Source organism: Fructobacillus broussonetiae, assembly GCF_018437275.1.
Classification (GTDB): Bacteria; Bacillota; Bacilli; order Lactobacillales; family Lactobacillaceae; genus Fructobacillus; species Fructobacillus broussonetiae.
Window position 1 is genome coordinate 108,540 of the sequence record NZ_JAAMFK010000002.1, and the last position, 14,640, is coordinate 123,179.

General features: G+C 48.2%; 12 protein-coding genes. All 12 read left to right on the plus strand.

All coding sequences use genetic code 11. The features are described from left to right. The first annotated feature begins 1 nt into the window (after nt 1). A complete protein-coding gene (locus G6R29_RS02145; protein ID WP_213808718.1) occupies nt 2-2,143 on the plus strand; it encodes a penicillin-binding protein in 2,142 nt (713 codons plus the stop codon). Nucleotides 2,144-2,146: 3 nt separating this feature from the next. Continuing rightward, nucleotides 2,147-3,100 carry a phospho-N-acetylmuramoyl-pentapeptide-transferase gene (gene mraY, locus G6R29_RS02150; RefSeq protein WP_213808719.1) on the plus strand — a complete coding sequence of 318 codons (954 nt, stop codon included), beginning with the start codon at nt 2,147-2,149 and terminating at the stop codon, nt 3,098-3,100. Between the two features lie 113 nt (nt 3,101-3,213). Beyond that, nucleotides 3,214-4,575 carry a UDP-N-acetylmuramoyl-L-alanine--D-glutamate ligase gene (murD, locus tag G6R29_RS02155; RefSeq protein WP_213808720.1) on the plus strand — a complete coding sequence of 454 codons (1,362 nt, stop codon included), beginning with the start codon at nt 3,214-3,216 and terminating at the stop codon, nt 4,573-4,575. A gap of 4 nt (nt 4,576-4,579) precedes the next feature. Next, the gene (gene murG, locus G6R29_RS02160) at nt 4,580-5,677 is read left to right on the plus strand and encodes an undecaprenyldiphospho-muramoylpentapeptide beta-N-acetylglucosaminyltransferase (RefSeq protein ID WP_213808721.1); all 1,098 of its coding nucleotides are present in this window, start codon (nt 4,580-4,582) and stop codon (nt 5,675-5,677) included. Nucleotides 5,678-5,689: 12 nt separating this feature from the next. Further along, nucleotides 5,690-6,394, plus strand: coding sequence for a cell division protein FtsQ/DivIB (locus G6R29_RS06620; protein ID WP_213808722.1), 705 nt, complete (start codon nt 5,690-5,692; stop codon nt 6,392-6,394). 110 nt (nt 6,395-6,504) lie between these two features. After that, the gene (gene ftsA, locus G6R29_RS02170; protein ID WP_213808723.1) at nt 6,505-7,851 is read left to right on the plus strand and encodes a cell division protein FtsA; all 1,347 of its coding nucleotides are present in this window, start codon (nt 6,505-6,507) and stop codon (nt 7,849-7,851) included. A 21-nt stretch (nt 7,852-7,872) separates the two neighbouring features. Beyond that, entirely contained in the window at nt 7,873-9,147 is a 1,275-nt protein-coding gene (gene ftsZ, locus G6R29_RS02175; protein WP_213808724.1) for a cell division protein FtsZ, read from the plus strand. A 14-nt stretch (nt 9,148-9,161) separates the two neighbouring features. After that, nucleotides 9,162-9,599 (plus strand): cell division protein SepF, encoded by a 438-nt coding sequence (locus G6R29_RS02180; protein WP_213808725.1) that lies wholly within the window; start codon nt 9,162-9,164, stop codon nt 9,597-9,599. Between the two features lie 3 nt (nt 9,600-9,602). Next, the gene (locus G6R29_RS02185) at nt 9,603-9,860 is read left to right on the plus strand and encodes a YggT family protein (RefSeq protein WP_213808726.1); all 258 of its coding nucleotides are present in this window, start codon (nt 9,603-9,605) and stop codon (nt 9,858-9,860) included. Next, entirely contained in the window at nt 9,860-10,654 is a 795-nt protein-coding gene (locus G6R29_RS02190; RefSeq protein WP_213808727.1) for a YlmH family RNA-binding protein, read from the plus strand. Before G6R29_RS02185 ends, G6R29_RS02190 begins: the two co-directional genes overlap by 1 nt. A gap of 31 nt (nt 10,655-10,685) precedes the next feature. Beyond that, nucleotides 10,686-11,393, plus strand: a complete 708-nt coding sequence (locus tag G6R29_RS02195) for a DivIVA domain-containing protein (protein ID WP_213808728.1) — start codon at nt 10,686-10,688, stop codon at nt 11,391-11,393. 262 nt (nt 11,394-11,655) lie between these two features. After that, nucleotides 11,656-14,454, plus strand: coding sequence for an isoleucine--tRNA ligase (gene ileS / locus G6R29_RS02200; RefSeq protein WP_213808729.1), 2,799 nt, complete (start codon nt 11,656-11,658; stop codon nt 14,452-14,454). The last annotated feature ends 186 nt before the right edge of the window (nt 14,455-14,640 follow it).

The window sequence follows — 14,640 nt, forward strand, 5'->3', positions numbered from 1 at the left end:
AATGAAACAAAGTAAAAGACGACAACTCAGTAAGAAAATCACTGGTAATGCGAAAAAGTTTGGTCTCCTATTAGGCCTCTTTGCTACGGTCATTATCATGGTTATGGGTGGTCGTCTTTTTCAAATTGCCGGGGTAAAGTCAGTCAATTCCCACAACTTATCAGCCGCCACGCGGCTGACTTTTATGCAAAAGTCGACCGTGCCCGCGACCCGTGGGCAAATTCTTTCGTCAAACGGCGAAGTCTTAGCCGATAACTCAACGGTTTATGACATGTACGCTGTTTTGGACAAGAAGCAGAAGGTTAAGGGACAACCTGACTACGTTACCGATCCGAAGAAAACGGCAGAACAGTTGGCACCAATTTTGGATGCCAACCAAGATGACCTCTATAAGCAACTATCTTCCGACCGCTTGCAGGTTGAATTAGGGACAAAGGCTAAGAACCTTTCCGTTGACCAGTACAACAAAATCAAGGATTTGAAACTTCCGGGAATTAAGTTCACCGCACAGCCTGCCCGTTATTATCCAAATAATCGCATGGCTTCCCACTTGATTGGTTTGACGAACTCCGTTGCAAACAACGTTGGTCAAAAGACCTTGAACGGTGTGCTTGGTGTGGAATCCTTCAAGAACACAGCCCTTCGTGGTAAGGATGGTTTGACCACCAGCCTTGGTTCTGAAGTTGAAGATGCTAAGAAGAACCAAGTTAAAAACGGGGCAAACATTACGCTCACGATTGACGATAAATTGCAGGCCACGCTTGAAAACCGGATGGACGTGTTGTTCGCCGGTACGGAAGCGAAGTCCGCGGCAGCTTACGTCATGGATGCCAAGACCGGAAAGATTGTCGCTGCCACCCAGCGACCAAACTTCGATCCGAACACGCAGGACGGCTTGTCTGACGCCTGGGAAAACCAGCTAAACCAAGCGGCCTTCGAACCAGGTTCTACCATGAAGACCTTTACCTTGGCTTCCGCCATCCAGGAAAAGAAGTGGCATCCGGATGATACTTACAAGTCCGGTACACTCGACATCAACGGCCAAAAGGTTGTTGATTCCTTTGGTCAAAACGAAGGTGTTTTGACTTATCGCCAGGCCTTTGAACGTTCCTCTAACGTTGGTTTTGCGAAAACGGAACAAGCCCTTGGTGCGAAAACTTGGAAGTCCTACCTTGAGAAGTTCCACTTCTTGAAGAAGACGGGAATCGAATTGCCAAACGAGCAATCCGGTTCGATGTCATTTGATCAGCCAATTGATCAGGCGAACACCTCTTATGGTCAGGCCATTCGTGTCACGCCGGCTCAGTTGTTGCAAGGTTATTCAGCCTTTGCCAACAAGGGTCAGATGGTTAAGCCTTACGTCGTTTCAAAGGTTTCGGACCCAACGACTGGTAAGACGATTTCAAAGACGAAGACCGAAAAGGTTGGCAAGCCTATTTCTGAATCAACGGCCAACGAAGTGCTGAAGAGCATGGAAGGGGTTGTTAACGCAGACGACGGTACTGCCAAGCCATACTCTATGGAAGATGTTGGTTATCAGGTGGCGGCCAAGACCGGAACGGCTCAGATTGCCGAAAAGGGGAAGTACCTTGAGGGGTTGAACAACGCCATTCACTCCGTGATGGCCATGGTTCCGGGTGACAACCCACGCTACATCATGTATATTGCGGTTCGTCAGCCAAAGAAGTGGCCGGACGCCAACATTCAGATTTCTTTGAACAAGGTTTTCCGTCCAGTGATGTTGCAAGCTTTGAACGATCAGGATGCACCGGTTAAGTCCCAGACGAAGACGGTCCAAATTCCTGACGTTCGTGGTCAGTCCATCGCCGAGGCTGAGAAGGCCATGACGGACGCCGGAATGCGCGTTTCGACCATTGGTTCTTCTGGTAAAGTCTCCGCGCAGTCTTTGAAGGGTGGCCAAACGGTTGTTAAGGGGCAGTTAGTTTTGCTTACTGCTAAAGGCACCGTGAAGGTGCCCGACTTTACCGGCTGGACAAAGAACGAAGTGCTCGGATGGGGTAACCTCACGGGTGTTAAAATAGAATTATCTGGTTCCGGTTACGCCGAGAAGCAATCCGCAAAGGGTGGTTCTCAGATTATCGGCCACAAGAAGCTTTCGGTCACGTTTAAAGAGAAGGAATAAAGCATGCTGTTATTAGAATTTTTACTTGGAATGGTTTTGACGGCTGTCATCATGCCGACCGTTATCAAGAAGCTGAAGCAAAGTAAGGAACAAGCCGTAATCCGTGTTCTCGGACCGGATCACCAGCAAAAGGCAGGAACGCCGTCCATCGGTGGTGCGGTCTTCGGATTGGTTACCATTTTGGTTGTCTTCCTTTTGCCAAGTACTTACACGAGCAATCGCCAATTCATGGCAACCTTAGCTTTGATTATTGGTTTTGGTTCATACGGTGTTATCGGTGCCATCGATGATATTTTGAAGATGATACGACACGCTGACGATGGTTTCGCCTTTAAGCCAAAGCTTTTGGCCCAAACGATTTCTGCCATCGTTGTAATGGGCTTACTTTTCGCAACGGATGTTCCAATGGGGATTGAGTTGCCATTCTTTGGTTACCTCCACTTGGGCTGGTTCTTCATCATCTTCCTCTGGTTCTGGTTTGTTGGTTGGTCCAACGCCACGAACTTGACGGATGGTCTGGACGGCTTGCTCACTGGTTTGGCCATCATCGCATACGGTGCTTACACCATCATGGCCGTTCGTGCCGGTGTTAGCTCCATCGTGGTGTTCAACGTTGTCTTGCTTGGGAGCCTTGCTGGTTTCCTTTGCTTCAACAAGCCAAAGGCTAAAATTTTCATGGGTGACACGGGTTCACTCGCACTTGGTGCTGGCCTGGCAGTTGAATCCATTCAACTCCACGCCGTCGCCTCACTCTTGCTCGTCGGCTTGATTTTCGTCATTGAGACCTTGTCTGTTATCATTCAGACAATTTCTTACCACTTCTGGAAGAAGCGTATCTTCCCAATGGCGCCAATCCACCACTCATTTGAAAAGTTTGGTTGGAGCGAATGGCAAATCGACATTGCCTTCTGGGCAGTTGGTTTGATCACGGCAGTGTTGACGGTAATGCTCTTTTAAAAATAAATTGATTGAAGGTATCCGTTGACCATTTGCTGGCCAACAAGGATACATTTAAGGTGTGTCGTCTTCTTGACGAACACCGTACATAGACAAAAATAAGGGGAATGTTCATGACGGGTTTGGATTTTAAGAATAAAAAGGTCTTGGTTCTTGGATGGGCGAAGTCTGGAAAGGCCGCAACGAAGCGACTGTTAGAATTAGGCGCACACGTTACGGTTGCCAACCGTGATGCGATTGAAGAAGACGATGAAGTGAAGGCTTTGAAGCAAGAAGGTGTTGCCTTCATCGACAATGATAAGGGGGAGGCACTTGCCGCTGACACAGACGTGCTGGTTAAGAACCCTGGGATTGCTTACACGCACCCAATCATTGAAAAGGCCATGTCACTCGGCCTCCCTGTTTTGACGGAAGTCGCCGTCGCGCTTTCTACTTTTACCGGTCGTTTGATCATCGTCACTGGTTCAAACGGTAAGACGACCACAACGACTTTGCTTGGTCACATGCTTCAACATGATGACAAGCAGGGCCGTGTGGTGATTGCTGGTAACATTGGAACACCGGTCTGCCAGGTAGTGGGGGACATGACAGCAAAGGACACGCTTGTCCTTGAATTGTCATCCTTCCAATTAGTGGGAATTCCGCACATCGCAGCAGACATCGCGGTCATTACGAACGTCTTTGCCAACCACTTGGACTTCCACCAAAACCGTGAGAACTACTTGGCTGCCAAGGAACGTGTGGCGCTCGGTCAAAAGGCCGGCCAGACCTTGATCTTGAACGGTAATGGACCGGACACGCCGGCCATCGCAAAATTGACGGCTGGTACGGTTTTGACTTTTAACCCTGACGACGAAAAGGCCTACGCGCACGAAGACGCCGAAGGAAACGTCGTCTTGAACGGTAAAATCTTGATGCCTTTTGAAGACGTGAAGTTGGTCGGACGACCAAACTTGGAAAACGTCTTGGCAGCGACCGCAGCTGCAAATGTCGCCGGTTGTGACTTTGACGCCATGAAGGCCGTGCTCACAACCTTCGCCGGAGTCAAGCACCGACTCGAATTCTTGTTCAAAGAAGACGGCGTGATTTACTACAACGACTCAAAGGCCACGGACATCGAAGCAACGCAAGCAGCCTTGTCCGCCTTCAAGCAGGATGTGATTTTGCTTGCCGGAGGATTGGATCGTGGGGATGACCTGGACCGCTTGGTTCCGGACTTGAAGAATGTCATCCAAGTGATTGCCTTCGGGGAAACGACCGACAAAGTCGTGGCGATGGCAAAGGAAGCAAACGTGCCCGTTCAAGTTGTGAAGAACGTTGAGAAAGCCGCACCGGTTGCTGTTCAAATGGCCAAGCCTGGCCAAGTGGTACTGCTCTCACCAGCAGCCGCTTCCTGGGACCAGTACCCCAACTTTGAAATTCGTGGTGACAAGTACGTTGCCGCATTGAAACAAGCTTTAGGAAAGAAGGACTAAGTTCATGAAGGTTATCTTATCTGGTGGTGGAACGGGTGGACACATCTACCCAGCGTTGGCATTGGCCGACGTCATTAAGGAAAAGGAACCCGAAACAAAATTCTTGTACATCGGATCATTCCGCGGGGTCGAAAAGAATATCGTGCCGAAGACGGGGATGCCATTCAAGCAATTGGCCGTCCAAGGATTCGCCCGTTCACTTTCAATGACAAACTTCAAGACGGTTTGGTTGTTCATGAAGGCGGTTAAGGAAGCCAAGAAGATGATTGCTGACTTCCAACCAGACGTTGTGGTTGGAACCGGTGGTTATGTTTCTGGTGCCGTTTTGTATGCCGCCCAGAAGATGGGCATTCCAACGGTCATCCACGAACAAAACTCCGTTGCCGGAATCACGAACAAGTTCTTGGCAAAGGGTGCCACAAAGATTGGAATCGCCTTTGAAAACGCGCGTTCCTTCTTCCCGGCTGATAAGGTCGAAATGATTGGTAACCCACGCGCCCAAGAAGTGGCCAAGATGTCATCGGACTTCTCATGGACCACTTACGGTTTGTCAGACGACAAGAAGACCCTGCTCATCTTCGGTGGTTCACAGGGTGCACCAGCCATTAACTTGGCAACCTTGGAAGCCATTCCTGAATTCAATAAGCGCGACTACCAAGTGGTTTTGGTTGCCGGACCAAAGCGCATCGATAACTTCATGAAGATGTTGAAGGAACAGGGCAAAACGCTTGGTGACCACATCAAAGTGTTGCCGTACATCGACAACATGCCAGCCGTTATGCAAAAAGCTTCTGTCTTGGTATCTCGTGCCGGTGCCACGTCAATCGCTGAATTGACAGCCCTTGGTTTGCCTGCCATTTTGGTGCCATCACCATTTGTTACCGGCGACCACCAAACAAAAAACGCCAACTCACTCGTTGAAGTTGGTGCTGCCTTGTCCATCAAGGAACCTGAATTGAACGGGGAATCCTTGGTGAAGGCGGCCGACGCTTTGCTGTTGTCAGACGAACAAGCAGCCGTCATGGAAGGTCAGTCTAAAAAGGTCGGGATTCAAGAAGCCGGTGACCGTTTCTACAACTTGTTGAAGTCCGTCATCAAATAAGGGGAGTAACTCGTGCAAGAAGAGAACATGACAATGGAAAAGAGAAATCCGTTGACCAGTGCCTGGTGGGCCCTGGCTTTTTTTGCTGTTCTCGCCTTGCTTCTGCTCATCTGGCAGCCCTGGGTTAAGATTCAAAAGGTGAACGTTGATTCTGGTAACATCCCAACGGAAACCATCGAAGAACAGATGGGCGTGAAGAAGGGAAGTTTCCGCTATCAAGTCTTTGGTCAAAGCCGTTTCCTCTCAAACCGCGTGACGCATAAAAACGCGAAGGTGTCTCGAGTGACGATGAAGCTCTCGGGTGACACCTTGAATGTTACGGTTGCCGAAAAGATTAACGCCGGTTTCATTCAGGAAAAGGATAAGTGGTACCAACTGGATTCAAACGGAAACCGTCAACCGGTCAGTGAACCGGATGGTCGTGGCCCTGTTTATTCTGGTTTTAAATCCAATGAACGTGTGCGAAAAGTTGCCAAGGCCATCTCTTCTTTGGATCAGATCATCCGTCAAAATATTGGTGAGGTGATTTTTGCACCGGACGATAACAACGATGAGAAAATCATCCTGGTCATGAACGACGGAAACACGGTCTACGCCAGTCAAAAAACAATGGCCAACAAGATGAAGTATTACGCCGGAATTGCCCAGGCAATGGACAAGCCGGGAGTCATCGATTTGCAGGTTGGTTCATATTCTTACACGTATGGAAATAAATAGGTGATTTTTTCCAATTAATTCCATTGGAATCCTACCGGACAGGCGTCCAATATGTTAAGATTATCTTTAGGTTTAGTTTCAAAAATTTTATTTTTAAAGGGGACAAGTGCATGACCCAAAATGGCGTGATAGTTGGATTAGATATCGGCACAACCATGGTGAAAGTGGTTGTGGCACAAAATAACGGTGGCCGATTCAACGTCATTGCAACGGGCTCTGCCGCAGGAGCTGGTTTAAAGCGTGGCGTCATTGTTGATATCAATCAAACCGCAGCAGCAATTCAGCAGGCTGTTTCACAAGCAGCCGCCAAGGCCAACCTGTCAATTGACGAAGTTGTCGTTGGTTTGCCTGCCAACCAGGTGAATATCCAAAAGATTTCCGGTTTGGTTTCGATTGAAAATCAAAACAAACAAATTACTGGTCAAGACGTTGTGAACGTAACGAACCAGGCGTTGAATTCCCTTTCACTGGCCGACCAAACGCCGGTCGAATTCCTGCCTTCACAGTTCATCGTCGACGGCTTCGACGGCATCAAGGACCCAACCGATATGATTGGTGTTCGCCTCGAAGTTCAAGGGCTCGCTTACCTTGCACCAAACAAGGTGGTTTCAGGAATTAAGACGGCTGTTAAAAAGGCCGGCTTGACCATCAAAGCGATGGACCTTGCCCCAATGGCTTTAGCACCGGCTTTCTTGTCCGATGCCGAGCAAGACTTTGGTGCCATCTTGATTGATTTGGCCGGTGGCCAATCAACCGCTTCTGTCATTCATGACCACAAGGTCAAGTACATGACGGTCGACTACGAAGGTGGTGTGAACGTGACCAAGGATATTTCCACGGTCTTAGGAATCGCCAACCAAGAAGCCGAAGCGGTCAAAATCAAGTATGGTTCAGCTGATCCAGCCCAGGCGTCAGAAGAACAAATCTTCTACGTTGATGCGGTTGGCCTTTCAGAAAAGAAACCAGTTGACGAAAAGTACCTCGCTTCCATCATGGAAGCCCGTTACGATCAAATCTTTGATCGACTTGACCAACAGCTTGATGAAATCGGTGCCGATGATTTGCCTGGTGGCTACATCATTACCGGTGGTAATTCCGCTGTTCCTGGACTTTTGGCAAAGGCGCAAGAACACTTTGGTCAAAACGTCCACATTGCCCGTCCAAACCAAATCGGTTTGCGCCACCCATCCTTTGCACGAGCGTTGGCCTTTGCTTCTTACGAAGCTTTCCAAACGGACTTGCAAAAGACGGTGAAGGCTGTCTTGATGGGACAATTAAAAGAATTCAAGCAAGAACAAGCACAAACGTATCACCAACCTGAAAAGGGTGAAAACCTAATTGAAACAGAAGTTGATGACGGTGCTTATCTTGATGAAGAACAGCCACGTGAAGGTCTCTTTAAGAAGATGAAAACTTCTTTGACCTCATTATTTGCAGAAACAAACGACGAAGACTAACCATTCCAAAGGAGTATGTTCATGGACTTTACAATCGACGAAACGCAGGCATCAACCGGCGCGGTAATTAAGGTCATCGGTGTTGGTGGTGGTGGATCAAACGCCATTAACCACATGATTGAAGATGACATCCAAGGAGTGGACTTCATCGTGGCAAACACGGATGTTCAAGCCCTTGATAAGTCATCAGCCAAGCAAAAGATCCAAATCGGACCTAAGTTGACTGGTGGACTCGGAGCCGGATCAAACCCAGAACGTGGTGCGAAGGCTGCCGAAGAATCAACTGAAGAAATTGAAGGCGCTTTGAAGGGTGCCGACATGGTGATTATCACGGCCGGAATGGGTGGTGGAACTGGAAACGGTGCCGCACCGATTGTTGCTAAGATTGCCAAGGACATGGGAGCCTTGACGGTTGCCGTTGTTACCCGCCCATTTGCATGGGAAGGTCCAAAGCGTTCAAAGTACGCAACAGAAGGGTTGCAAGCTTTGTCTGAACAAGTGGATTCATTGGTTGTGATTACCAACGAACGCTTGAAGGACCAAATCGATTTGAAGTTGCCAATCATTGAAGCCTTCCGCGTTGTTGACGACGTGGTGGCACAAGGTGTTCGTGGAATTTCAGAATTGATTACAAACCCTGGATTCATCAACTTGGACTTCGCCGACGTGAAGACAGTGATGGAAGATGCTGGTCCAGCCCTCATGGGTGTTGGAACGGCCACAGGTGAATCACGTGCCGTTGACGCAACGCGTTCAGCTATCTCTTCACCATTGCTTGAAGTTGATATGACGGGTGCTTCAGAAGTGCTTTTGAACGTGACGGGTGGTGCAGACCTCTCCGTCTTCGAAGCACAATCTGCCGCTGACGTGATTAACCAAGAAGCTGGTCGTGACGTGAACGTTGTCTTCGGTACTTCCGTTGACATGGACATGAACGACGGTATTCGTGTGACGGTTATCGCCACTGGTTTGCAAGACGGTAAGAAGCAAGGCCCACGTCGCCAAGCTGAGCAAAAGGTTGAACAAGCCACACCAAAGACGGAAGGCGCTAACTCACAAGCTGGCCTCTTCTCACGTACGGAAGGTGAAGCAAAGCCTGCTGATTCTTCTTCAAAGAATGATCCATTCGCTGACTGGGACATCACAACAAAAGAAGAACCAAAGCAAGCCGAAGAAGAACAATTCGATGGCGTTCAAAAGCAAGCCTTTGACCCCGTTGAACCAATGAATCAAAACATTGACTTAGATTTGTCAACGGAAGATGACGACCAGCCACCTTTCTTTAAGAAGCGCTAAGAAGGAGTTTTCTCATGGCATTCGATAAGATTAAGACCCTCTTTTCAGGGGATGATGATTACTACGAAGACGAATACGAAGAAGTGCAAGAAGAACCAGCACAAGCCACTGCTCCAAAGCCTCACCAAATGACGGCTGTTAAGAAGCAAAAGCAAGAGGCTGCCCGTCCGCAAACGACGGCTACTTCACGTATCGCTTTGTTTGAACCAAAGGTATACGCGGACTCACGTGCCATCGCTTCTCAAGTCATTGAAGGTGATGCGGTTATCGTGAACTTCTCCCAGTTGGAAGAAGATCCTGCCCGTCGTATTCTTGATTACATTGGTGGTGCAGTTTACGCTGTGAACGGTTCAATGGAACGTATCGGTGAGAAGATTTTCTTGCTCACGCCCGATGCATACGAAGTTGCCGGTTCAATGAGCGAAAACTTGGACAACCAATCACGGTACTAAACTATGATGTTAAGCCCAATCATCACTATTCTGTTATATGCGATTCAGTTTTACACGTACGCATTACTCATCTTTGTCTTGATGTCTTGGGTACCACGGTTGTATTCAACCTGGTTCGGTCGTGAGCTTGGAAAGTTGATTCGCCCATATTTGAATCTCTTTTCTTTTATTAAGCCTCTCGGCTTCTTCGACTTTCGACCACTCGCGGCGTTGATTGTTCTTCAACTCATTGAAACTGGGTTGACGATGTTGGTTTCCTGATGGCTGAGTTATCCAAAGTCGGCCAACATTTTGATCAAGAAGAACAGCCCTTCGTTGCGAAAGCGCTCGATTGGATTGAACGGGCAAGCCAGGATTACACGCTTTGCCTCACACCATTTTTAAATCCCAGAGAACGGCACATCGTGTCGATTCTGCTTGGTGATCGAGAAGATGTGAAGGTGAGTGCTTCTGGCATTTTTGCCCGGGCAGAAAAAGAACGCTTGGTGATTGCACCATCCTTCATGGAAATCGGTGAAGCCGACTATGAAATGGTACTTCTGCAAGTCACCTTCGCTAAGAAGTTTGTAACGCTCCGGCATAAAGATTTGCTCGGAGCGCTTTTATCAGCAGGACTCGAAAGAACCGTCTTTGGTGATATCGTGACCGATGACAATAAAGGGCTCGCCCAAGTTGCCATTGATAAAAGGCAAGTTCCTTATGTAATGTCTCAGATTGATTCAATCGGTAAGGTAAAAGCCGACTGGACGGAAGTCCCTTTCGATGATGCGTTGATTAAGGAAGTGGAAGGAAAAGAAGAATTCTTGCTCCTTTCTTCCTTACGTTTGGACACGGTTGTCGCAACGGCTTTCAACCTCTCACGGCAAGAAGCAAAAGACTTGATTTTAAGCGGTTTTGTTGCCGTCAACTGGGCTTCATCCGACCGATTAGACCGAATCATTCGGAGCAAAGATGTGATTTCTGTCCGGAAAAAAGGACGAATTAGCCTCCAGAGCTTGGCAGGACACAGTAAAAGGGATAAAATAAAGGCAGTTTTTCAAATCATTCACCGTTGAGTAGAATGAAAGGGAAAGGAAGACAAGATACATGGCATTAACACCTGATGAAATTTTGAACCACGAATTCACTCGCAAGGGATCGCGTGCATACGTTGCCCGCGAGGTCGATTCATTCTTGGACGAAGTGAACAACGATTACCGTTCACTCATCGCTGACTACGAACAATTGCAAAAGCAATCACGCCAGCAACAAGAACGTATCAACGAATTGGAAGGTCAAAAGGACCAAGTGAACGAATCAATCATGTTCGCTCAATCCGCTGCTTCACGCCTCCGTTCTGAAACGGAAGAAGAAGTAAAGGCCCAATTGGACAAGGCAAACCAAGAAGCAAAGGACATCGTTGATGAAGCCCGTCAAAAGGCTGAATCCGAATCAAAGCGCTTGGCTCAAGAAAACGTTGACTTGATTGACGAACAAAACCGTTTGCGTGAAAAGGTTACGTCATTCAAGGAATCATTCCTTGACTTGATTGAACAACAAAAGGCACTCTTGTCAGAAGACAAGTTGTCAGAAGCTGTTCAAGCCTTGCCAGCATCAGAATTGTCACAAGGTGTTTTGGACGAAGCTGCAAAACAAGAGGATGGTGAAAAGGCTTCTTTGCCCACGGACTTGGATTCCGTCCCTGACTTTGCAAAGGGCCCAATCCAAAAGAAGGACAACCAGGAAGACGCTTCTGAAGCTGAAAAGCCTGAAGACCCAACGGTCGTTGTTTTCCCTGACTCAGAAAAGAAATAAGTAATTAAACAAAAGACAAGTCAAAACTTGGATATTTGAAGCGAGCCACGTCCGGTGTAAGGTGGTAAATCCCTGCAAGTTGCGGTATCACTTTTGTTAACCATCGGCTGAATCAAGTAGGCTGGTGCGGTTAAACCCGTTATCGTTTTTCGAGCACTGATTCACTTCAGTGGAAGAATAGGTGGTACCACGTTAATTCGTCCTGTTTACCCTTTTGGGTAAGCGGGACTTTTTTATTTAGTTGAAATTTTAGGAGAAGAAGATGAAGTACAAAGACACCCTAAACATAGGAAAAACAGACTTCCCAATGCGCGGTTCTTTGCCAAAGACGGAACCAGTTCGCGAAGCAACTTGGTTTGAAGAAGACCTCTACGGTCAACGTTTGGCTCAAAACGAACAAAAGCCTCACTTTAACTTGCACGACGGCCCTCCATACGCCAACGGTAACATTCACCTTGGTCACGCCTTGAACAAGATCACAAAGGATATCATCGTCCGTTTCAAGAACATGAACGGTTACTACGCACCATACGTTCCTGGTTGGGATACGCACGGTTTGCCAATCGAACAACAATTGACGAAGGCCGGACAAGACCGTAAGGCCATGCCAAAGGCTGAATGGCGTAACTTGGCCAAGGATTTTGCCTTAGAACAAGTTGCTAAGCAAAAGAAGGACTTCAAACGTCTTGGTGTCTTAGCTGACTGGGACCACCCATACATTACGTTGCAACCAGAATTCGAAGCTGCTCAATTGCGTGTCTTTGGTGACATGGCTAAGAAGGGTTACATTTTCAAGGGGGCCAAGCCGGTTTACTGGTCATGGTCATCTGAATCAGCCTTGGCCGAAGCCGAAATCGAATACCACGATTTAAAGTCAACATCACTCTTCTACGCCAACCAAGTGAAGGATGGAAAGGGTGTCTTGGACAACGACACTTACCTTGTTGTTTGGACGACGACACCGTTTACGGTGACCGCTTCACGTGGTGTCACGGTCGGGTCTGACTTTGACTACGCCGTCGTAAAGCCTGAAGGTTCTGACAAGAAGTACGTTGTTGCTAAGGAACTTTTGGAAAACATCGCCCCTAAGTTTGGTTGGGACAAGTATGAAATCCTTTCTGAACACAAGGGTTCTGAACTAGAAAACATTACGGCTTACCACCCATGGGACAAAGACGTTTCGGAATTGGTCATGGTCGGTGACCACGTAACCCTTGAATCCGGAACTGGTTTGGTTCACACGGCCCCTGGTTTTGGAGAAGACGATTACAACGTCTCAAAGGAGTACGGCCTTGAAATCGCCGTGACCGTTGACGAAAAGGGAATGATGACCAAGTCAGCTGGTCCTGACTTCGAAGGTCGTTTCTACGACGACATTGTCGGAACGGTTATCACGAAGTTGCAAGAGGCTGGTCTCTTCCTTGCAAAGGAAAAGATCACCCACTCCTACCCATTTGACTGGCGTACGAAGAAGCCAATCATCTGGCGTGCCGTTCCACAATGGTTCGCGTCAATCGATGACTTCCGTCAAGACATCTTGGACCAGTTGGACGATGTCAACTTCTACCCAGCTTGGGGTAAGAAGCGTTTGGGTAACATGATTGCCGGGCGTGGTGACTGGGTTATCTCACGTCAGCGTGTCTGGGGTGTGCCACTTCCAATCTTCTACGCCGAAGACGGCGAAGCTATTTTGGATGCCGACGTCATCGAACACGTGGCACAATTGGTTGAAAAGCATGGGTCTAACATCTGGTTTGAAAAGGATGCCAAGGACCTCTTGCCAGAAGGTTACACAAACGAACACTCACCAAACGGCATCTTCAAGAAGGAAGAAGACATCATGGATGTCTGGTTCGACTCTGGTTCATCATGGAACGGTGTGCTCCGCACCCGTCCACAGTTGGACTTCCCGGCCGACCTTTACTTGGAAGGATCCGACCAGTACCGTGGATGGTTTAACTCATCACTCATCACGTCTGTTGCCGTAACGGGACAAGCGCCATACAAGAACTTGCTCTCCCAAGGATTTACTTTGGACGGTAAGGGAAACAAGATGTCCAAGTCCCTTGGTAACACGATTTCACCAGCTGAAGTTGGTGACCAACTCGGTGTTGAAATCCTCCGTTTGTGGACGATTTCCGTTGATACGTCACAGGACATGCCGGTTTCTCAAGAAATCTTGAAGCAGGTGGCGGATTCTTACCGTAAGATCCGTAACACGATGCGTTTCTTGTTGGCCAACACGTCTGACTTCGATTACGAAAAGGACGCCGTGCCATTCGAAAATCGCGCTGCTCACGACCAGTACGCAACGGTTCTCTTAAACGACCTCGTTGCTGGTTTGGAAGACGCCTACGACAACTACCGCTTCAACGACGTTTACTCAAAGTTGATCAACTTCATCAACGTTGACTTGTCCGCCTTCTACTTGGACATCGCCAAGGACGTTGTCTACGTCGAAGCACCAAATTCTGAACTTCGCCGTTCAATGCAAACTGTCTTCTACGAGACGGTTACGGCTTTGACGAAGTTGATCTTGCCAGTCTTGCCACACACGGCCGAAGAAATCTGGTCATACTTGCCAGACGATTCAACGAAGTTCGCCTACTTGCAAGACATGCCTGAAGTAAAGACGATTGCTAACGCCGAAGACATCAAGGCAAAGTGGCAAACTGTCATGGCCATCCGTTCTGCTGCTAACAAGGCAATCGAAGGAGCACGTTCAGAAGACCTCATCGGAAAGAACGCCGAAGCAGCCATGACGATTTACTTGGATGCTGATCAGAAGAAGACATTGGAAGACTTGAACGTCGACTTGCGCTTGCTCTTGATGGTGTCACAGTTGACGATTGAAGACGCCGCAAAGGCACCTGCCGATGCGCGCCTCTTTGACGACATCGCCATGGTTGTCGAAAAGGCCCGCGGTGGCTTGTCACCACGTGACCGTCGCTACCACGAAGACTTGGGTGCCGACGCTGCCTTCCCTGAATTGGCTGCATACGAAGCAAAGATCGTTCGCGACTTTTACCCAGAAGCCTTGGAAGAAGGCTTTGAAAAGTAAAAAAATGATTTTGGTCTTAAGCTAAAGCGGTTAAAGGAGTCGGCCAAATGGGCCTGACTTCTGTCGTGATCGCGGTTTGCGCGGTTCGCTTTTGACTTTTGGAAAAAGCGCCGACAGGCCGAAGATTAATCAAAAATAAAAACCGTGTCAAGTAAAAAGGCTTGACATGGTTTTTGCTATCTGGCA